The following is a 20,608-nucleotide window of genomic DNA, read 5'->3' on the forward strand; positions in this document are numbered from 1 at the left end:
GCACAAAAAAGCCGCCCCGGTTCAAACGAACCGGGGCGGCTTTCTCGTCGTAAGTCCTAGCGGGAGCGCTGGCGCAGACGCTGCATGTCCAGAATCACCACGGCGCGTGCTTCCAGGCGCAGCCAACCGCGCTGGACGAATTCGGCCAGTGCCTTGTTGACTGTTTCGCGGGAAGCGCCCACCAACTGGGCCAGTTCCTCCTGCGTGAGTTCATGGGCGACCAGCACGCCGTCGGTAGCGGGGCGGCCGAAGCGGTCTGCAAGGTCCAGGAGGGCCTTGGCAACACGGCCGGGAACGTCCGAGAAAACGAGGTCGGACAGGGAATCGTTGGTGCGGCGCAGGCGGCGGGCCAGGGCCTGCAGCAACTGGGCCGAAACCTCCGGACGGGTGCGGAGGAGGGAGTTCAGGCTTTCGTTCTTCAGGCCTGCCAGGCGCGTTTCGGAAACTGCCGTGGCGGTTGCCGTGCGGGGGCTCGGATCGAAGAGTGCCATCTCGCCGAAGAGTTCGCCCGGGCCGAGGATGGCCAGCAGCGACTCGCGGCCGTCAGGTGACGTACGGCCGAGCTTCACCTTGCCGGAAACAATGAAGTAAAGCTGGTCACCCTGGTCACCTTCGCGGAACACCGATGCTCCACGTGAAAGGTCCACCTCGGTGAGTTCGTCCGTCAGCAAGCGGAATGCGTCGTCGTCAAGGGTGGCGAAGAGGGGTGCGCGGCGCAATACCTCGATGTCCATGAAGTCTCCTGAGAATAAGTTTCGGTCGTGGCGCTTCAGCCATTGTTTCAGAATTTTTAGAGTTCTGTGACGTACTTGGCACGCGAAACGCTGAAAACACGCGGATTTCGTCCTCCCTTGCCTGAGTTGGCGCGCAACAGGAGGCCATGAACTGAACCCTATCGTGACCGGACTAACGGAATCTTGTCAGGGTGCCACTCTAGAATTGGCGCTACCCGGCTATGAGGAGCATTGGTGTTTGGCTTGACCATTTTGGATTTGGCATTGATTTTGATGCTGTTGTCCTACCTGATCTATGGCCTGCGCAATGGCTTCCTGGTGACGCTCGGCGGTATAGCCGGATTCATTGCGGGCGCCATCGCGGCGTTTATCGCAGTGCCGCTGGTCAGCGGCTGGGTGAGCGACAGTGGCTGGAGGCTTACCGCAACGGTGGGTGCCGCCGTCGTGCTTATCGCCTTGGGTCACGGGCTGGGAACCATGATCGGCCGCCGCATCCGGCACGTAGTGCGGCTCAAACCGCTGCACGCCGTGGATCGCCTGGTGGGTGGTGTGGTCAGCGTGGTTGTTGCTGCGTTGGTGATGTCCATGCTGGCGTTCAGCATCAGTTCCTTGGGCGTGCCGTTCGTTTCCCAGCAACTGGCCCAGTCCCGCGTGATCCGGTACATCGACTCGCTGACGCCCACTCCGGTCAAGAGCACCATGGCGCAGTTGCGGTCCACGGTGATCGGCGACGGCATTCCCAAGTTGATCGAAGGCTTCGGCTCCGCCACCCCGGTCCAGGTTCCCAACGCCTCAACCGACACCCCGGCTCTCAACCAGGCCGCCCGGTCCGTGCTGAAGATCGCGGGCACGGCTTTCGAATGCGGACAGAACCAGACGGGGTCCGGCTTTGTTGTCTCGCCGGGCCGTGTGGTCACCAATGCGCACGTGGTGGCCGGCGTGGACCAACCGGTGGTGGAAGTGCCCGACGGCGGCGCGTTGCCGGGTCGGGTGGTCTACTTCGACCCCCAGCGGGATATCGCCGTGCTGGCCGTGGACGGGCTCTCAGCCTCGCCTCTTGCGCTGAGTTCGGACCTGCCTGACGGCAGCCCGGCGGCTTTTGCCGGTTACCCCCACGGCGGGCCGTTCCAGTCGAAGCCGGCGACTGTCGAGGGAATCGCCACCGTCCTGGTACCTGACATCTATGGCAGCAACCCCTCGCCTGAGCAGGTCTACAAGCTTGCGGGCGACGTGCAGCCGGGCAACTCCGGCGGCCCGCTGCTCACCACGGACGGCCAGGTTGCTGGTCTGATTTTCGCCAAGACAACCAGCAACGAAGCTCTCGGTTTCGCGTTGACCATGGAGGACGTGCAGCCCGTCGCTGCCCAGGCCCCGGGCCTCAGCAACCCCGTGGGCTCCGGCCAGTGCACCCGCAAGTAGTCCGCACCCTCTCTCACCAAATCACCCTTTTTCCCGGACCATCTCTCATATAATGGGTGTTTTTCCCCAACCCTCTCTCACCAATTGGGCGCAATTCACGGACGCTCCTGCACCGCTATAGATTGGGTGCCATGACTCAAGCCACTGAAGCCGGCCGCGGCACCATTCTTGTTATCAACGGCCCCAACCTGAACCTCCTGGGCACGCGTGAACCCGAGAAATACGGGACCTCCACCCTGGCCGATGTTGAGCAGCTGGCTTTGTCCGCAGCCGAATCGCACGGACTGACGGTGGATTGCGTCCAGTCGAATCATGAGGGTGATCTGCTGGACGCAATCCACGCGGCGCGGGGCACCGCCGTCGGGATCGTCATCAACGCCGGCGCCTTCACTCATACCTCTGTGGCACTTCGTGACGCGCTGGCCGCTGTCCAACTGCCTGCCGTCGAGGTCCACATCACCAACGTCCACCAGCGTGAGGAGTTCCGCCACCACTCCTACCTGTCGGGTGTTTGCCAGGCGATCATCGTTGGTGCAGGCGTGCTGGGGTACAAACTGGCCATCGATTACCTCGCGGAAACCGTCTGAACCTGCGCGGGTGAGAGAGCGTCCGTCCGAAAGGGCGGTTCGGTGAGAGAACGTCCGGTGAAACGGGCGGTTCGGTGAGAGAGCGTCCGGTGAAACGGGCGGTTCGGTGAGAGAGGGTCCGGTGAAAGCGGGCGTTCGGTGAGAGAGCGTCCGGTGAAACGGGCGGTTCGGTGAGAGAGGGTCAGAAGGCGGTCAGGCGGAGCAGGATCGCGTGCTCGGGGTGGAGCACGGGCATCGGCAGCCCCACCTCGCCAAGGAACCGGCCGTTCGCCTCGGCACCGGACGCCAGCCAGGACACCGGCTGGGCCTCGATGATGGTATGCCCGTAATCAGCGTCCACGGGTGTGGGGAACAGGAGCTCCACCCGGTAGGTCCGCGACGGATCGAGCCCCGGCAGGGAAACCCGTCCTACCTGCTCCGCGAACGATGTCCGGGTCTTGACCACAGCGAAAAGTGCCGCAGTGGCACCCGCCGGGATGCCGCCGTCGTGCTCTGGCGCCACCACGCCGTGAACCATGAGTGACTCGTCCGGCGCATCCGCGCGGACCGCCAGGCCGCTGTGGATGAGCGCCCGGTGTTCCTTGTAGAGCGTGATGAACCGCTTGAGTTCTTCCCGTTCCGCGCCGGTGACCGAGCGAACGTCCCACTCCATGCCGAAGTGGCCGAAGAACGCTGTGATGGCACGGAACGAAAGGTCGTGTGTGCGGGCCGTCGTGTGGGACGTCGACGGACCGATGTGGCCGCCAACCAGCTCAGGTGGCACCACCATGCCCGTCCAACGCTGGATGGTTTGCCGCTCCAGGGCGTCGTTGCAGTCCGAGGCCCAGACACGGTCCGTTCGTTCCAGGATTCCCAGGTCAACGCGGGCACCGCCGGAAGAGCAGCTTTCAATTTCCACGGAAGGATGGGCCTCGCGCAGGGCATCGAAGAGCCGGTAGGCGGCGAGCGTCTGCTGATGAACCGAGGCACGGCCGGAATGACCGTGTTCCAGCAGGTCCCTGTTCTGGTCCCACTTGAGGTAGCTGATCTTGTTGTCGCGAAGCAGCGCATCGATCCGGTCGAAGACGTACTGCCAGGCATCCGGGTTCACAAGGTCGATCACATGCTGGTGCCGCCACTCGACGGGCAGCCGGCCCCCGTCTTTGTAGGACGAGGCCGACGGACCCACGATCCACTCGGGGTGGGCCCTCGCGATGTCCGAGTTGATGCTGATCATTTCCGGCTCCACCCAGAGCCCGAATTCCATGCCATGAGCGATCACGGCTTCAATGAGCGGCGTCAAACCGCCAGGCCATACGGATTCGTCCACGTACCAGTCGCCCAGCCCGGCGTGGTCGTTCCGGCGCCCGCGGAACCACCCGTCGTCGAGCACGAACCGCTCAACGCCGAGGTCCGCTGCAGAACCAGCCAGCTCGATCAGCGTTTCCAGGTTGTGGTCGAAGTAGACGGCCTCCCAGGTGTTGAGGACCACCGGCCGGGGACCCGCAACGTGATGCGGCCGGGCGCGGAACCAGCTATAGAACGCCTCGGTGATGCCGTCCAGGCCCCGGTCAGAGTACGCCGCAAACAGGGCCGGTGCTGTGTACGTTTCGCCGGGTTGCAGCAGCACTTCGGCAGGGCCCAGCAGTTCCGAGCCGCCGATCATCGTGCGGCCATCGCCCACGCGGTCTGCGAACTGCTCGTGGTTCCCGCTCCACGCCAAGTGCGTCGCCCACACCTTGCCGTGTCGGTTGCCGAATCCCGCCGTCCCCGCGGCGAACAGCAGCGAGGAGTCATGGCCGGTGCGCCCATGCCGTCCGGTTCGGACCCACGTGCCTTGCTGGATGGAGTGCCGCTGTGGGTGCCGCTCCCGGCACCAGCGCCCGGTCAGGTCCAAAAGTTCGACGGCGTCCGGCGCCACCGGGAGCACGGTGGCAAGCTCGTCCACCTGGAAAGGTGACGTGCCGTCGTTGGTGACCGCGTTGCGCAGTTCCAGTAGCCCGCCCGGATGCAAGGTGAGGTGGCTGGTCACGGTGATGCCGGCGTCGGGGTCTGACTGGACAACGACGGCGGTGTTGCCGTCCGCCGTCGCGCTCACCACACGAAGGCGAACCGAGAAGTCGAAGCCGGGCATGCCGTCCGTGACGCGATGCCCGCGGAGACCTGGCCGCCCCTGCCACGACGACGACGCCTGGGGGATGAGCCCGGCCGGGACATTGGCGTCCGCGGACGACGGCGGAATGGGCTCGTTCAGGATGGCGAGGTCCGGAAGCGTCTCGCCAAGATCGGCTCCCCAATGGGAAATCTCAGCTTCGCCGCGGTGGGTGCTGACGACCAGGCTGGTGCCGGCGGAACGAAGGTGGAGCGGTTGCATGCGTGGGGTCTCTTTTCGAAAGATGTGTGGCCTGCTCTGCGCGCTAACCCGAAGGTAAAGCGCGCAGAGCAGGCCCAGCAAGGGTTACTTGAAGAGGTTGTTGACCTGGGTGTTGGCTTCCGTCAGAGAGGAAGCGGGCTTCTTGCCGGAGAGCACTGCGTCCATGGCGGGCTTCATGATGCCGTCCACCTTGGCGGCCTTGTCCGCGATCGGGAAGAGGAACGTGGTGCCGTCCTTCACATGCGTGGTGAAGGCGGAAACGTCGGTGCCTTTGGCCTTAAAGGCTTCTGCGGCCTTGTCGGAGGAGCTGCTGATGGCCGGGAAGACCACAGCCTTGCTGGCTACGACGTCCTGGCACGCGGTGGAGCCGAGGTATTCAACCCACTTGACGCTGGCGGCAGGGTTTTTGGTGCCGGCCCACACGGAGTCCGCCAGGCCGTTGAACATCGAAGCGCGCTTGCCGTCGGCGCCCTTGGGGGTCGGTGCGATGGCCGTCTCGATGCCCTTGTAGGTCTTGTACTGGCCGATCAGCCAGTCGCCGTTGGAGTTGATGGCGGCTTTGCCTGCGCCGAAGCTGTCCGGCATGCTCGCCCCAACAGTGGTCTCAAGCTTGGGCATGTAGCCCTTGTCGATAAGTCCGGCCCACCAGGCGATGGTTTCCTGGAAGCGGGGATCATCGTAGTTGAACATGGTGCCCCACGGGTTCTTGTCCGTGGCGGTCCAGCCAGTGGTTGCCGTGAGGAAGCTCCACTCCGTTTGTCCTTGGCCGGATCCGCTGCCGGTCAGGCCGAGGCCGTAGGTGGCGACGTTGTTCTTGTCGAAGCCTGCCTCGTCGCCGCGCTTGCCGTTCTTGTCCACGGTCAAATGCGCGATCGTCTTCTCGTAGCTGCCGCCATCCTTCGGGTTCCAGTCCAGGTTGGCCATCTGCTCTCCTGTGATCCCGGCGGCATCGGTCATGGCCTTGTTGTAGAACAGCCCCACAGTGTCCCAGTCCTTGGGAAGTCCGTAGCGCTTGCCGTCCTGGCCAACCCAGAGCTCGGGGAGGCCCTTGGTGTACTGATCGAGCTTGATGCCATCCTTCTCTACGGCCTCATCCAGGGGCAGCAGTTGCTTTTTGGCGGCGAACTCCGGGTACTTGGACAAGTGGTTGGTGAAGACGTCCGGGGCGGTTCCGGCCACGAAGCCGTTGGTCAGCGTAGTCCAGTAGTCGTCCCAACCGCGCTGGGTGATCTTCACCTTGATGTCCGGGTTGGCCTTGGTGAAGTCGTCAGCGCACTGCTGGTAGGCGGGAAGCTGGTTGGCGTCCCACAGCCAGTAGTTGATCTCGCCTTTTGCCTCGGAGGATCCTGCGCTGGAACCACCGCAAGCGGACAGGGTGAGGGCTATGGCCGCGGCAGCAGCGGCGACGCCGAGGGTTTTCTTCATGGTGGACCTTTCAGGGTTTTGAGTGGGGGAGTTACTTGATTCCGGAGAATCCGATGGAGTTCACAACCTTCTTGCCGAAGGCGATGAAGAGGATGAAGATCGGCAGGGCAGCCACGAGGGTTCCGGCCATGAGCCCGGACCAGTCCAGGGCGCCTTGCGGTGATTGGGACTTGAAGACGCTCAGCCCGACGGTGAGCACGCGGACGCTTTCGTCCTGCCCCACCAGCAGCGGCCAGAAATATTCGTTCCACTGACCGATAAAGGTGAGCAACGCCAGGGTGGCGATGGGGGCTGCGGCGTTGGGAAGCACAATCTGGAAGAAGATCCTCAGGTGCTTGGCGCCGTCGAGCATTGCCGCCTCCTCAACTTCGCGTGACATCCCAAGGAAGAACTGGCGGAGGAAGAAGATGGCAAAGGGGGTCATGAACAAGAACGGAAGCGTCATGCCGGCCATGGTGTTGAGCAGGCCGAGGTTCTTGATCATGAGGAAGTTGGGCAGCGCGGTGAAGATCGGCGGGACCATCATGGTGGTCAGGAACAGCCCAAAGACTTTGTTCCGGCCGGGCCAACGAAGTCTTGCGAAAGCGTAGGCCGCCATCGCGCTGAAAAACACCTGGCCCGCTGTGGTGACCGTGGCGAAGATAACGGAGTTGCGCAGGTAGAGCCAGAAGTTGATGGCGGCTCCGGAGCCACCCTCGGCGATTGCCTCCTCCGTGCTTTGCAGGCCGAGAACCCGTTTGAAGGCGCCCCAGCTGAAGTCCGCCGGCAGCAGGTTGCCGGCGTTGGAGGCCAGAGCGCTGTTGCTGGACAGTGCGGTGCGGAGCATCCAGAGGAAGGGGGCAATGGTCACGGCGAGGGCGACGGCGACCAACACCCAGGCACCGATGCGGCGCCAATTGACAGGCTTCTTGCGGGACGTTTCGCGCGGGAGGGTTGCAGTAGTCATGGGGGATTCCTTAGTCCAGATCCGATTCGTTGCCCTTGAGGAACTTCATCTGCAGGAAGGCCACGATGGCGAGAATGATGAACAGGATCACGGAGAGGGCGGAGGCGTAGCCGAAGTCGGACTCGCCGAAGGCCTTTTGGTAGATGTACATCTGGATCACGCGGGATGCGTTGACGGGGCCGCCATTGGTGGTGACTGCGACGGTGTCGAAGACCTGGAAGGAGCCGATCACGGTGACGACGAGGACCAGGACCAGCACCGGGCGGAGCAGGGGAAGGGTGACGCTCCAGAAGGTCCTGGTGGGCGACGCGCCGTCGAGGTTTGCCACCTCATAGAGATTGCTCGGAATAGCCTGCAGGCCGGCGAAGATCAGAAGCGCCGTGTATCCCATGTGCCGCCACACGTTGACGAACGCGATGGTGGGAATGGCCCATTGCTCACTGCCGAAGAAGGCCACGCGGGGGAGTCCCATCCAGCTCATGACTTCGTTGACGATGCCCAGTTGGTAGTCAAGCATCCAGAACCAGAGCAGCGCGACAATCACGTTGGCCACCAGGAACGGCAGCAGCAGGGCGCCCCGGATGAAGGTGGATTTGGCGACCCGGTGCATCAGGAGGGCCAAGCCCAGGGCGACGACCGTCTGGAATCCAATGTTGAGGACGACGTATTGAAGCGTCACTCCCATGGCATTCCAGAAGAGTTCGTCGGCGAAGATCGCCGTGTAGTTCTTGATTCCGATCCAGGTGGGTTCGCCGAGGATGCTGTACTCGGTGAAGCTCAGGTAGATACCGCGGATGGTGGGAATCAGGAAGAACGCCACGAAGCCGATGACGGCCGGGAGAATGAAGAAGATTGCGATCCTCAGGTCTCCCAGGCGGCTGGCCAGGCTGCGTTTGACGGGTGCGCTCTTGGGCCCTTGGCTGCGCCGAGAGCGCTCTGATGCGCTGCCCGGCTGCTTGGTTAGCGTGGTCATCGTCGACTCTTTCCTAGCTGTGATGTGGGTTACAACAGAGTCAGAATCTACACGAGTAGATTCAACCTTGGCAAGAGTGTGTGGTGAAAAATGTTTGTTAATGTTCGATGTGTTGACTCGTGTAGATTTCGCTGCCAGACTCTAACGCAATCCCGTGAGGGCCATCACAAGCCGCTGCCCCAGGGCAGCTCCAAGAAAGGCAAACAATGACGTTTTCGATCGGTGTCCTGGGCGCAGGCCAGTTCGGCAGCCAGTTCGCGCACCTGTTCAAGCTCCACCCGGGGGTCTCCGAGGTTTACGCGGTAGACGAGCTGCCCGAGAGAGCAGCAGCGGCGCAGGAGCGTTGGGGCCTGGACGGCGTGTTGGCCTCCTTCGAGGAACTGTTGGAGTCCGACGTCGATGCTGTCGCCATCTTCACGCAGCGCTGGACCCACGGTCCGCTGGTCGAGCGTGCCCTCCGTGCCGGCAAGCATGTCTACTCGGCAGTGCCCATGGCGATTTCCGAGGAAGAAATTGCCCGCATCATCGAGGCCGTCCGTGAGACCAGGCTCGTCTACATGATGGGTGAGACCAGCTATTACAACCCGGCCACTGTCTACGCACGGCAGCAACAGGAAGCCGGGAAGTTTGGCCGGATCTTCTACAGCGAGGGCGATTACGTCCACGATATGGACCTTGGCTTCTACGACGCCTACCAATACAGCGGGGGAGAGCGCTGGAAGGAAACGGCGAGCTACCCGCCCATGCTGTACCCGACGCACGCCATTGGCGGGGTCCTGGGCGCAATGCCGGGCCACGCGGTCAGCGTCAGCTGCATCGGCGTCAAGGACCAACGGAATGACGGCGTTTTCGACAAGGACGTCAGCATGTTCGGCAACGACTTCTCCAATGCGACGGCACTGTTCGAAATGAACGACGGCGGTGCGATGCGCACCAATGAGATGCGGCGCGTCGGATACCCGTCCCACATCCGCGAATCCCGTTTCCGTTTCTTCGGTACCGAGGCCAGCTTCGAGCAGCTCGCCACCACCACCGTGTGGCAGGACAAGGAGTCCGTCACCGATGTTTCCGAGCAGGTGGAAACCAAGCCGACCATGTCCCTTGACGATCCATCGCTGGCGGAAGTTGCGCCCGAGCTTCGCGATGCCTTCATCTCGGGCCTGGCCCCGGTCCATGACCATGCCCGGCTCCCGCAGGAATACCTGGGTGCCCCCAACGGGCACGAGGGCAGCCATCAGTTCCTGGTGGACGACTTCGTCACTGCCGTCAACAAGAATGAATTGCCTCCCGTCAACGCCTGGGTTGCTGCCCGCTACACCCTGCCCGGAATCGTCGCGCACCAGTCCGCACTGCGTGGTGGCGAGCGCCTGCCGATCCGCGACTTCGGCGATGCCCCCGCGATGTAGCTAGCATTTACCCCATGACCACATCCGCTGTACAAACCCCGCGCGGACCGGTGACCCGCAAAGACGTTGCCCGGTACGCCGGGGTCAGTACCGCCGTCGTGAGTTATGTGGTGAACGGAGGGCCCAAGAACGTGGCCCCGGCGACGGAAGCCAAAGTGCGCGACGCCATCCGGATCCTCGGGTACCGACCCAACGCCGCAGCCCGTGCCCTGAAGCTGGGTTCCAGCGAAACCGTGGGCGTTATTGTCCCGGACAACACCAACCCGTTTTTCTCGCTCCTGGCGCACGCTGTGGAGGAAGCCGCTGCGGCGCTTGGTTTCGGGATGGTGCTGGCCAACTCCGACGGAAGCCTGGCCAAGGAACGCCAGAACATCCGGAACCTTGCCGCGCGCCAGGTGGACGGGGTGTTCCTGGCCAGCTGTGTCTTTGATCCCGACTTGACGGATCTTGAAGCCTCAGAGATCCCGTCCGTCCTGCTCAACAATGCTGGTTCGCCGCCCGGGTTTACCAGCGTTGGCGTGGACCTTGAGGCCGGCGGACGTGCTGCCGTCGAACACCTGATCGGCCATGGACACACCAGCATCGGCTTGGCCATTGGCACCAACACCGGCAACCAACTGGACGGTCGCGAGGTGGGCTGGCTCGGAGCACTGCGCGACGCCGGGCTGCCGGACGGGCCCCTGCTGCACAGTCCGTTCAGCCGGGCCGGCGGTTACGAGGTTGGCAAGCGGTTCCTGGCCATGGCCAACCGGCCCACTGCGATCTTCGCGAGCAACGACATGCAGGCCATTGGGATCCTGCGGGCGTTGCATGAAGCCGGCGTGCAGGTTCCCCGGGAGATGGCGTTGGTGTCCTTCGACGGTTCCATCGATTCCGAATACACCTGGCCCGCGCTGACCACCGTCGCGCAGCCCGTCAACGCGATGGCCGAGGCTGCCGTCCAAGCGCTGGTTGGGGAGGGCCGTGGTGGGGATCGCGTGCACAGCATCCTGCCCACGGAGTTGATAGTGCGCCAGTCCTGCGGCTGCCCCTAGCGACCCTCTCTCACCGAATCGCTCGTTTTTTCGGACGTTGTCTCACGGAATCGCCCGTTTTTTCGGACGGTCTCTCACGGAATCGCTCGTTTTTTCGGACGGTCTCTCACGGAATCGCTCGTTTTTTCGGACGGTCTCTCACGGAATCGCCCGTTTCCCCGGACGCTCTCTCACGGAATCGCCCGTTTTCCCGGACGCTCCCTCACGAATGTGCCCCTTTCGCCGACGCTCGCTCACTTTCGTCAGAAAAGTGAGAGAGGGGCGGCCGGGAAGAGGCCACAGGTGAGAGAGCGATTGGAAAATTGGGTGGTTTGGTGAGAGGGCGTCCCCAGGGAGGGGTGGTGCGGTGAGAGAGCGTTCCTGGGGAGGGGTGGTTTGGTGAGAGAGCGTCAGGAGTCCGTGTTCGCGTAGCGTTCCGGGCGGGCGAGGACCTGGCTGATCTGGGCCGTGCCCGCGGCAACCGCCAGGCGGACCAGCAGGAACCCGGCAGCGAACACCGCACCAATGGTCAGGAACACCACAGGCTGCGTCAACAGCACCATCCCGGTCAAAGGAAGCACCAACGCCGCCGCAGCAGCAGCGGAAATCCCGGCAACCAGGAACAAGGGCGACATCACTGCCCTGACCCGCGCAGCGACCATGAGTTTCCGGGGCATTCCCACGCGGTCCAAGGCAACGAGCGTTGACGCCCGGTCCAGTACTGCGGCTGCCTGGTTCACACCGGCCGAGCACGCAACCATGAGGAACGAACCCAGCAGCGTGATCATGATTCCGGTGTTGATATCGCGTACCAGCAGCGCGGTTTCATCACCCGCACTTCCACCCATCGTGTCCGCTACCGCCATGCCCACTCCCACGAACACACCAACAAAACTGGTCATCGCGACGCCCCCAACTTGCCGCCACGACTCCTTCGGGCTTTCCAGGACGGTCCGGGCGGCCAACAGTTGCTCCGGTCGGCGAGCCCGTTTCAGTTGGGCGGATGCCCGTAAGCGCAGGACCCAGGGCCCCATCAGGTTCAGTGCCAGCAACGCCAGACCAAAGCAGCCACCCATCACGGCAATGATCACGATGAAAGCGCCAAAGCTGCTGAGCATCCCCATCGCCACGACCCCGACGACCACCACCAAAGCCGCCACCAGGCCGCGGACCCAGTGCGCGCCGTCGGCCGTTTGCCTGGTCCGGACGCCAAGCGGCGTCACCACCACCTTCCTCAGTCCCAACGCGGCGCTGACTGCAGCCAAGAGGCAGACGGAGAGGATGCAGCACAGAATGGCGGACAACGGCAACCAAGCGTAGGAACCGATGGCATGTCCCCGGAACTGGATCAGCCCAAGGAACGGCGCCACGCACGCGTAGAGCCCCGCACCCGCCACGGCGCCGATTGCCGCTAGGACCGTGGACTCGATGACGGTCATCCACACGACGGTTGCGCTGTTGGCGCCCAGCAGGCGCAGGGAGGCAAAGCGGTCATCACGACGGCGGGCGGCGAGTCGGGCTGCCGAGGCGCCGAGCGTCAGCAACGGAACTATCAGGAGGACCATCGCGACGACGGCCAACGCTTGGTAGGTGCCGGCGATCGCGTCATTCCATGACCAGAAAACCTGCGAGCCCCCGGCCACTGTGAGCAGCAAAGCGGTGACCGTGCCGAAGGCCAGGACGGGAAGCCCTGCGTCGCGAAGGCCCGACTCCCGCAAGCCTCCGCTGCTGCGGGCTACGTACGGAGTCAGCCGGATGGCCATGCCGAGGCTAGACATTGAAAGCTCCCTTGAAGTTGATGGGAGCCGCAGCAGGAGAGGGTGCCACTGGCCCGGCGCTGTCCGCTACGATCCTGCCGTCGCGAAGCTCAACGATCCTGCCACAGCGGGCAGCCACGTTGGGGTCGTGGGTGACCACCAGCAGCGTCCTTCCGTTGGCGGCCACCGATCGCAGCAAGACCTCGAGGACCTCGCCGGAGGTGGCCGAATCCAGGGCGCCGGTCGGTTCGTCGGCGAAGACCACCCGGGCGCCCGTTACCTGTGCCCGGGCGATCGCCACCCGTTGGACCTGCCCTCCCGAGAGCTCGCCGAGGCGCCGCTGTTCCATGCCGGCCAGTCCCAAAGCCCCAAGCCATTCGGCAGCGCGTGCTTCGGAAGTCCTACGGTCCGTTCCATTGAGCATGAGAGCCAGCGCAACGTTCTCCACGGCTGTCAATTCCGGCAGCAGCATGCCCTGCTGGAACACGAAACCGAATTCCTCGCGGCGCAGTTTCGACAACGCGCCGTCGCTGAGGGAATCCAAGCGCAGCGGCGCCGAGGGGGTCTGCAAGGTGACCGAACCGGCGTCGGGCCTTAAAATCCCGGCGAGGCAGTGCAGGAGGGTGGTCTTGCCGGAACCAGAGGGACCGATGATGGCAATCGACTCGCCCGTCTGCGCCGTGAAGTCGACGTGATCCAGGGCAATGCTGCCGGGGTAATGCTTGGTGAGTTGCTGGGCGTGGAGGATGGCGTTCATACATCCAGCATCCCCAAAGCGCGGGGGCGCAGGCGTCAACCCGGTGGCTGAACTCTGCGGGACCACCTCCACCCGCGGTATGAGACCCAACTGTGTCGCAGTTGTGGGGGGGGGGGGTTGGGCGGGGAGACGCGCACATGCCGCCTATTGGTTGTGGGCTGGCCGGGGGGCGGCGGCGGCCACGTGTGCGAGGGCCAACACCGGCGGGGGGCCGCCGCCTCCCCCCGGGGGCCTTCCCCGGGGGGCCCCACCCCCCCCCGGGTTCTCCCACCCCAGTGTTCGCCTTTGGGGCGCTTTTACCCCCAAAACCCCCCCCACAACTGCGACCTAGTTGGGTTCGGCAGACGCGATCCGCAGCTTCGCCACGTTGTCCTCCAGCAAACGCCGGGCGTCGTCACCCAACAACGAATCCGTAATGAGTTCGTCCGCCTCATCCAAGCCAGCGATCGAGGCGATGCCCACTACGCCCCACTTGCTGTGATCGGCAAGGACCACGGTGCTGCGGGCCGAGGCCATGAAAGCCCGGTTGGTTTCGGCTTCCAGCAGATTGGGGGTGGTGAATCCCGCGTGGGCATCCATGCCGTGGACGCCGAGGAACAGGGCATCCAGGTGCAGTTGCTTGAGCGATGACGTGGCGATCGGACCCACCAAGGCGTCCGATGGTGTGCGCTCGCCGCCGATCAGGATCACGGTGGAGCCAAAACGTCCCGGCCCCGAGGACGAGCCGTGATGAAACAGATCCGCAATGCGCACGGAGTTGGTCACCACGGTAATCCGCGGCCCATGCACCAGCTCCTGCGCAAGCGCCCACGTGGTGGTTCCGGCGCTGAGCCCGATCGCCATGCCTTCCTGGACCAGCGAGGCTGCCTCAACGGCGATGGCGTGCTTCTCCACGGTCAGCTGGGTGGACTTGAGCTCGAACCCGGGCTCGTGGGTGCTGGCATCTCCGGGTAGCTTGGCACCGCCGTGGATGCGCTCAACACGGCCGATTTCCTCCAGTGCCTCAATGTCCCGCCGCACGGTCATGGGGGAGACCCCCAGCAATTGGGCGAGGTCCGAGACGCGCACCACGCGCTCACGCTGGACGGCGTCGATGATGGCGGAATGGCGTGCTGCCTGGAGCATCAGGACCTTTCTGGGGAGCATCGTCTGGGGTGGGTCTGGCTACAGTCTAGGGCGCGCGGGCGTCCGGCAACGGAATAAACGACGACGGCGTCGCTCACCACCGGGGGTGGGCGACGCCGTCGGGCGCTGCGTGGAAGCCGGGACGCTACTTACGGAGCGATTCGGCGATCTGGGTCATGATCGAGGGGTCGGCCAGGGTGGTGGCGTCGCCGGTGTCGCGGCCTTCTGCGATGTCCTTCAGGAGGCGGCGGACGATCTTCCCGGAGCGGGTCTTGGGCAGTTCCGGAACGATCAGGAGCTGCTTCGGTTTGGCGATCGGGCCGATTTCCTTGCCGACGTGGTTGCGCAGTTCCAGGACGGTTTCGTCGCCGTTGTTCACTGCGTCCCCGCGGAGGATGACGAACGCGACCACGGCCTGGCCGGTGGTTTCGTCCGCGGCGCCGACCACGGCTGCCTCGGCCACGGACGGGTGGGAGACCAGGGCGGATTCGATTTCGGTGGTGGAGAGGCGGTGGCCGGAGACGTTCATGACGTCATCCACCCGGCCCAGGAGCCAGACGTCGCCGTCTTCGTCTTTCTTGGCCCCGTCGCCGGCGAAGTACATGCCCTCGAACCGGGACCAGTAGGTGTCCTTGAACCGTTCCGGGTCGCCCCAGATCCCGCGGAGCATGGAGGGCCAGGGTTCGCGGACCACGAGGTAGCCGCCTTCGCCGTTGGCCACGGAGGCGCCGTTTTCGTCCACGACGTCCACGGCGATGCCGGGCAGCGGGACCTGTGCGGAGCCGGGCTTGGTGGCCGTGACACCGGGCAGCGGTGCGATCATCTGCGCGCCGGTTTCGGTTTGCCACCAGGTGTCCACGATCGGGGCGGGGTTCTTCTTCGTTTCACCGTTCTTCCCGGCGTTGCCCCCGATGACTTCGCGGTACCACATCCACGCTTCGGGGTTGATGGGTTCGCCCACGGAGCCCAGGACCCGGATGGAGGACAGATCGTACTTGCCCGGGATGTCCCGTCCCCACTTCATGAAGGTCCGGATCGCGGTGGGGGCGGTGTACAGGATGGAGACTTTGTACTTCTCCACGATTTCCCACCAGCGGCCCTGGTGCGGGGAGTCCGGGGTGCCTTCGTACATGACCTGGGTGGCGCCGTTGACCAGCGGGGCGTAGGTGACGTAGGAGTGGCCGGTGACCCAGCCGACGTCGGCGGTGCACCAGTACACGTCCGTGTCCGGGTGCAGGTCGAACACGGCCTTGTGCGTGTACGCGGCCTGGGTCAGGTAACCGCCGGTAGTGTGCAGGATGCCCTTGGGCTTACCCGTGGTGCCGGAGGTGTAGAGGATGAAGAGCGGGTGCTCGGAGTCATGCCCGACGGCGGTGTGCTCGGTCCCAGCGGCGCCCACGGTCTCGTCCCACCACAGGTCGCGGCCTTCGACCCAGTTGACGTCCTCGCCGTTGCGCTTGACCACCACCACGTTTTCGACGGTGTGTCCTTCTTTGGAGAGGGCTTCGTCCACGGCGGGCTTGAGGGGTGAGGGCTTGCCGCGGCGGTAGGTGCCGTCGGCGGTGACGACGAGCTTGGCTTCGGCGTCCTCGATCCGGGACCGGAGCGCGTCCGCGGAGAACCCGCCGAACACCACCGAGTGCACAGCGCCGATCCGGGCGCATGCCAGGAGGGTGATCACGGCCTCGGGGATCATGGGCAGGTAAACGGCCACGCGGTCGCCCTTGGCAACGCCCAGGGCCTCGAACGCGTTCGCCGCCTTCTTCACCTCTTCGGTGAGTTCGGCGTAGGTGTAGGTTCGGGTGTCGCCGGGTTCGCCCTCGAAGTAGATCGCCACCCGGTCGCCGAGCCCGTTTTCCACGTGCCGGTCCAACGCGTTGTACGCGGCGTTGACCTCGCCGCCCACGAACCACTTGGCAAACGGCGGGTTGGACCAATCCAACGCCTCCGTGAAGTCCTTGTCCCAACTCAGCAACTCACGCGCCTGCTTCGCCCAAAACGCGGGACGGTCCGCGTCGGCCAAGGCGTACTCGTCAGCCGCTACCACTGCATCCGCCGCGAACTCAGCCGACGGCGCAAACTTCCGGTTCTCATGAAGAAGGTTTTCAAGGGCCTCGACATGGGGTGCCTGTCCGCTTCCAGCAGTCGTCGCTGCAGCGGTGGCCGTGGATCCGTTGGTGTCCTGGGACATGGTGAACCTCATCATTCATCGATCTTTGCTGCGCAGACACGGCCTCAAGGTCCGCGCCCGGGCCGGGTTCCGGCGTCGTGCTTGGGTCCCGCGAGCCGCGCCGCAGTGCTGTCCGCCCTCAACACTATCGCTTTGGGAGGTCCTACGTGTGCGTGGTCACAAACCCGCCAGTAAGCGGTACAGATTCGGCGCCGAACGGCGCCCCTGCTGCCGGGGAACCGCTTACATGACGACGACGGCGGCAGGTGCTTTCGTCGTCTGGCGTCACAGTCTCCCTTGACTGTCTGTAAGGCACCTTGGAGTTAGCTGAGGGCGAAGCCGAACGGCCGGTTTCAGCTAGAAGACTGTCTGTGGGGTGGCATAGGCTGAATAAGTCTTGGGGACGCCCAGAGGCGTGTCAGGTTGTGCCGCCAGATGCTGCGGATGACCGGTCCGGACTGTCCAAGACGACGCCGCACGAAGGAGATAGAGATGAACCAGCTGAGACCAGGCCCAAACGAATCGCAGACTGCGGGACCGGACACCAAGGCTGGAACTGCCACCCCGTCAGGCAGCCAGGATGCTCCCGGCGCAGCCGCCAAGTACGACGCCGTCGTGGGTCCTTTCACTGTTCGCGACCTCACCGTTTTCGGTTCCGTGCTTTTGATGTTCGTTGCTTCCCTGCTGCCGATGTTCGGCGGGCGTTACAACCTTTGGAACCTGGGCAACCTGTTTTTCCTCCTCCTGGGAATTCTCTTGCCGCTCATTGTGGCTGCTCTGTTCGTGGCGCGCCGCCTGCAGCCGGGAACCATTGTTCGGGTTGGGTCCCTCTCGATTGACCAGTTCGCCTCCGTCACGGCTGCGTTCTCCCTTCCTTTGTTCTTCCTGACAATTGCTGACTCCTTCAACGGCGGGGTGTTGCTGGGATTGATCGGTTCCCTCGGACTCCTTGCGGCAACCGTTTTGGGGCCGCACCTGCCATTCCTGTCGGCAGACTTCAAGGGCCGCGCCGACGTTCCAGCCCATCTGGTGGCCCGCCCCGCCGCCGTGCCCACCCGCAAGCCGTCGGCTCCCAAGGAACCGAAGCCGGCCAAGGAAGGAAAGTCTTCCCCCGGATTCTCCATTCCCGGATTACGTGGTTCCGCGCCGAAGCAGTCAGGTGAGGCTTCCGGCGTCGTGCATTCGGCGGACTCGCGTGGGCAGGCGTCAGCCCCCGCTTCTTACGGCGCCACTGCTCCGTATAACGGTCAGATGCCTTATAACGGTCAGGCGCCGCACGGTGTCGGTACGCCGGTGACCCCTGGCGCGGCCGCTGCGGGTGCCGCCACGCATACAGCGGCACAGCAGGGCCGGGTACAGCAGCCGGGTCAGGTACCGCAGCCGGGCCCCGCGACAACAGGTTCGCCGGCAACCCAGGCTTCGCCTGCCGTACCCCGGAGTGGCGAAGGACAGCCAGCCCAGCAAGGAACGGTTGCCCAGGAACAGGCAGCAACCCAGCACGCTCCCCAGCAGGGTGCGGCGACGCAGCACGGTGCGCAGCAGTCCGCAAGCCAGGAGGCCCGGACCGAGCAGGCCGCAAGCCAGGAGGCTCGCACCGAGCAGGCCGGAGCCCAACAGGGTACGGCAGCCCAGCCCCGGACCGGCGCGCTGCAGGGTGCCGGGCAGCAGGGTGCCGGATCCCAGCCCGAAAAGTCCGAGTCGGCACAGGAAGCTGCAACAACGCAGCACGCCGCGCAAGCCCCGGCCGCCCAGCAGGCCCCCGCCGCCCAGCAGGCCCCATCCCAGCAGGCGCAACCGGCTGCAACTCAGCCCGCGGCCCAGCAGCCTTCCGGTGAGCGTTCCTGGGCTGCCACCATGGCAACACCGATTGTCTCGCAGGACACCCGGGCGGTGACCGACTCCATCGGCGCTACGGTTGACCCCGCAAGCCGTCCCGAGGAATCGCACGACGCTCCGCATTACGAGGCTTTCTGGTTTGCCGTAGGCCAGCCCCGGACAGCTTTCGATGAACGGACAGGCGCCCCCGCGTTCGTGATCGAGCCCGGTGGGTGGGTCCTGGCGCTGGAAGACCGCGGCCACGAATTCCTGGTACAGGACACCGACGGCAAGGTTGGGGTCCTGCGGGAACTCAGCAACATCGAACGCGGCTAGGACAGTACACCGTGGCCATCACCGCAGCTGGTTCACCGCTCGCCGTCAAACGTCGGGCACGCAGGATCAACAAGGTCCTCGCAGAGAAGTATCCGTACGCCCACGCTGAATTGGATTTCCGCAATCCGTTCGAGTTGGTGGTGGCCACGGTCCTGTCCGCCCAAACCACCGATGTCCTGGTCAACCAGGTCACCAAGATCCTCTTTGCCCGGTACCCGGACGCCCGGGCACTGTCCGAGGCAGACCCCACGGAGCTGGAAGCCATCCTGCAACCCACGGGATTCTTCCGGGCCAAGGCGCGCAACGTCCTTGCCCTCAGCACGCGGCTGGTGGATGAGTTCGACGGCCAGGTGCCGGGCCGCCTCGAGGACCTGGTGACCTTGCCCGGCGTCGGACGCAAGACGGCCAATGTGGTCCTGGGCAATGCCTTCGGCGTCCCGGGCATCACCGTGGACACCCACTTCGGCAGGCTGGCGCGCCGCTTCGGATGGACGGAATCGGACGATCCCGTCAAGATCGAATTCGACGTAGCCGACCTTTTCGAACCACGGGATTGGACCATGTTGTCCCACCGGGTGGTCTTTCATGGCCGCAGGATCTGCCACGCCAAGAAACCCGCATGCGGAGCGTGCCCGGTCGCCAGCCTCTGCCCAAGCTATGGCGATGGCGAGACGGACCCGGTCAAGGCCGCCAAGCTCCTGAAGTACGAGCTCGCACCCGGCAACGAAGCGTTGCTGGAGCGATTGCTCGCCGAGACCCACCGTGCGGCCGAGATCCGCATGGAATCACAAAGGAGGCCTGTTGACGGCGTTTGAGGACCTGTCCGCCCTGGTGGCCCGCTATGAATCGGGTGACGGAGGGACCTCCGAGCATTGGACCAAGCTGCCAGTCAGCGAGGAGACCAACAGGGCTGCGGCCGTGCTGATGCTCTTCGGCAAGCTGGACAACATCCCGGCCGAGTCCGATCGCCCCATTGCGCCTGCGGACCTGGACGTGCTCCTCCTTGAACGTGCCCACACCCTGGATGACCACCCCGGCCAGGTGGCCTTCCCCGGTGGCAGCGTCGATCCCGAGGACGAATCAGTGGTAGCCGCGGCGTTGCGCGAAGCTGTCGAAGAGACGGGCCTGGATGTCGACGGCGTCCGCGTCCTGGGCGTGATCCGGGAGTTGGGACTTATCCGCAGCAACTTCCGGGTGACACCCGTGGTGGCCTGGTGGGATGCGCCTTCGCCGGTCCGCGTGGTGGACTATGCCGAATCCGCCCAGGTTTTCCGTGTTCCGGTGCGGGACCTGCTGGATCCGGTCAACCGCGTAACGGCCACCATCAGCCGCTTCGGACGAACCTACACCAGCCCGGGCTTCACCGTGAACGGACTCCTGGTCTGGGGTTTCACGGGAATGGTGCTCAGCGGCCTCTTCGATGAGCTCGGCTGGACTGTCCCGTGGGACGAAGGCAAGTTCCACGACGTCGATCTTTAACCCCCGGTCCCGCCGCAGCGGGTGGGCTGTCAGGCTGCCTGCCGTGCCGCCGTCGAACGGTCAACAATCAGGCCGGTGGCCGCGTTCTCACGGACCGCATTGATACCGTCCACCACGCCTTTGAGATGCTTGAAAGTAGGCGATTCGGCTACCACCGTTCCGTCGGCCGCGGTGAGGCGGAACCGGTAGGCGTCGTCGCCGTCCTTGAGAATTTCAAACCTGCCAGCCATCGTTGCTGCCCCCTCGTCAATGCGTCATTGCATGCGTCGCGTGTGCGCTTGTGTTGCGCGCCACACAGAGACCGTATCCAGAA

Annotated in this window: 17 protein-coding genes; 7 read left to right on the plus strand and 10 right to left on the minus strand. The window is 64.5% G+C overall.

Features of this window, described 5'->3' with window-relative positions; all coding sequences use genetic code 11:
• Positions 1-56: 56 nt before the first annotated feature.
• Positions 57-734, minus strand: coding sequence for a Crp/Fnr family transcriptional regulator (locus ACIQT2_RS18920; RefSeq protein ID WP_003797871.1), 678 nt, complete (start codon positions 732-734; stop codon positions 57-59).
• A 234-nt stretch (positions 735-968) separates the two neighbouring features.
• Between ACIQT2_RS18920 and ACIQT2_RS18925 the strand changes: the two genes are divergently transcribed.
• Together ACIQT2_RS18925 and aroQ are read left to right on the plus strand one after the other, a co-directional pair.
• Positions 969-2,153 (plus strand): MarP family serine protease, encoded by a 1,185-nt coding sequence (locus ACIQT2_RS18925; RefSeq protein ID WP_400337693.1) that lies wholly within the window; start codon positions 969-971, stop codon positions 2,151-2,153.
• A gap of 131 nt (positions 2,154-2,284) precedes the next feature.
• Positions 2,285-2,740 carry a type II 3-dehydroquinate dehydratase gene (gene aroQ, locus ACIQT2_RS18930; protein ID WP_400337696.1) on the plus strand — a complete coding sequence of 152 codons (456 nt, stop codon included), beginning with the start codon at positions 2,285-2,287 and terminating at the stop codon, positions 2,738-2,740.
• A 181-nt stretch (positions 2,741-2,921) separates the two neighbouring features.
• Here aroQ and ACIQT2_RS18935 read toward each other — a convergent pair whose 3' ends face one another.
• The 4 genes from ACIQT2_RS18935 to ACIQT2_RS18950 form a co-directional block, all read right to left on the minus strand.
• Positions 2,922-5,093, minus strand: coding sequence for an alpha-galactosidase (locus ACIQT2_RS18935; protein ID WP_402949500.1), 2,172 nt, complete (start codon positions 5,091-5,093; stop codon positions 2,922-2,924).
• Between the two features lie 84 nt (positions 5,094-5,177).
• Complete coding sequence (locus ACIQT2_RS18940; RefSeq protein WP_402949503.1) at positions 5,178-6,518, minus strand: ABC transporter substrate-binding protein; 1,341 nt, start codon at positions 6,516-6,518, stop codon at positions 5,178-5,180.
• Between the two features lie 31 nt (positions 6,519-6,549).
• Positions 6,550-7,464, minus strand: coding sequence for a carbohydrate ABC transporter permease (locus ACIQT2_RS18945; protein ID WP_400337705.1), 915 nt, complete (start codon positions 7,462-7,464; stop codon positions 6,550-6,552).
• 10 nt (positions 7,465-7,474) lie between these two features.
• Positions 7,475-8,437 carry a carbohydrate ABC transporter permease gene (locus tag ACIQT2_RS18950; protein WP_402949507.1) on the minus strand — a complete coding sequence of 321 codons (963 nt, stop codon included), beginning with the start codon at positions 8,435-8,437 and terminating at the stop codon, positions 7,475-7,477.
• Positions 8,438-8,643: 206 nt separating this feature from the next.
• Here ACIQT2_RS18950 and ACIQT2_RS18955 point away from each other — a divergent pair, with 206 nt between their 5' ends.
• Together ACIQT2_RS18955 and ACIQT2_RS18960 are read left to right on the plus strand one after the other, a co-directional pair.
• Complete coding sequence (locus ACIQT2_RS18955) at positions 8,644-9,843, plus strand: Gfo/Idh/MocA family protein (protein WP_402949510.1); 1,200 nt, start codon at positions 8,644-8,646, stop codon at positions 9,841-9,843.
• A 14-nt stretch (positions 9,844-9,857) separates the two neighbouring features.
• Positions 9,858-10,877: a LacI family DNA-binding transcriptional regulator gene (locus ACIQT2_RS18960; RefSeq protein ID WP_402949513.1), complete on the plus strand. Its 1,020-nt coding sequence runs from the start codon at positions 9,858-9,860 to the stop codon at positions 10,875-10,877.
• A 389-nt stretch (positions 10,878-11,266) separates the two neighbouring features.
• Here ACIQT2_RS18960 and ACIQT2_RS18965 read toward each other — a convergent pair whose 3' ends face one another.
• The 4 genes from ACIQT2_RS18965 to acs all read right to left on the minus strand — a co-directional run bounded on the left by ACIQT2_RS18965 (position 11,267) and on the right by acs (position 16,686).
• On the minus strand, positions 11,267-12,634 hold the full coding sequence (locus tag ACIQT2_RS18965; RefSeq protein ID WP_402949515.1) for an FtsX-like permease family protein: 1,368 nt from the start codon (positions 12,632-12,634) through the stop codon (positions 11,267-11,269).
• Positions 12,627-13,370: an ABC transporter ATP-binding protein gene (locus ACIQT2_RS18970; RefSeq protein ID WP_402949518.1), complete on the minus strand. Its 744-nt coding sequence runs from the start codon at positions 13,368-13,370 to the stop codon at positions 12,627-12,629. The genes ACIQT2_RS18965 and ACIQT2_RS18970 overlap by 8 nt, the downstream gene beginning before the upstream one ends.
• Before the next feature lie 327 nt (positions 13,371-13,697).
• Positions 13,698-14,495, minus strand: coding sequence for a DeoR/GlpR family DNA-binding transcription regulator (locus ACIQT2_RS18975; RefSeq protein WP_400337361.1), 798 nt, complete (start codon positions 14,493-14,495; stop codon positions 13,698-13,700).
• A gap of 145 nt (positions 14,496-14,640) precedes the next feature.
• The gene (gene acs, locus ACIQT2_RS18980; RefSeq protein WP_402949620.1) at positions 14,641-16,686 is read right to left on the minus strand and encodes an acetate--CoA ligase; all 2,046 of its coding nucleotides are present in this window, start codon (positions 16,684-16,686) and stop codon (positions 14,641-14,643) included.
• A gap of 471 nt (positions 16,687-17,157) precedes the next feature.
• Between acs and ACIQT2_RS18985 the strand changes: the two genes are divergently transcribed.
• Genes ACIQT2_RS18985 through ACIQT2_RS18995 form a run of 3 tightly spaced genes read left to right on the plus strand, consistent with a single transcriptional unit; the run spans position 17,158 to position 20,295 of the window.
• Positions 17,158-18,816: a hypothetical protein gene (locus tag ACIQT2_RS18985; protein ID WP_402949521.1), complete on the plus strand. Its 1,659-nt coding sequence runs from the start codon at positions 17,158-17,160 to the stop codon at positions 18,814-18,816.
• 11 nt (positions 18,817-18,827) lie between these two features.
• On the plus strand, positions 18,828-19,631 hold the full coding sequence (nth, locus tag ACIQT2_RS18990) for an endonuclease III (protein ID WP_400337365.1): 804 nt from the start codon (positions 18,828-18,830) through the stop codon (positions 19,629-19,631).
• Complete coding sequence (locus tag ACIQT2_RS18995) at positions 19,618-20,295, plus strand: NUDIX hydrolase (RefSeq protein WP_397325649.1); 678 nt, start codon at positions 19,618-19,620, stop codon at positions 20,293-20,295. Before nth ends, ACIQT2_RS18995 begins: the two co-directional genes overlap by 14 nt.
• Before the next feature lie 29 nt (positions 20,296-20,324).
• On the opposite strand, the gene ACIQT2_RS19000 is transcribed toward ACIQT2_RS18995, so the two are convergent.
• Entirely contained in the window at positions 20,325-20,525 is a 201-nt protein-coding gene (locus ACIQT2_RS19000) for a YegP family protein (protein WP_397325648.1), read from the minus strand.
• Positions 20,526-20,608 lie beyond the last annotated feature (83 nt).

The sequence above is a fragment of the Paenarthrobacter sp. NPDC090522 genome (genome assembly GCF_044769225.1).
In the GTDB taxonomy this organism is placed as follows: Bacteria; Actinomycetota; Actinomycetes; order Actinomycetales; family Micrococcaceae; genus Arthrobacter.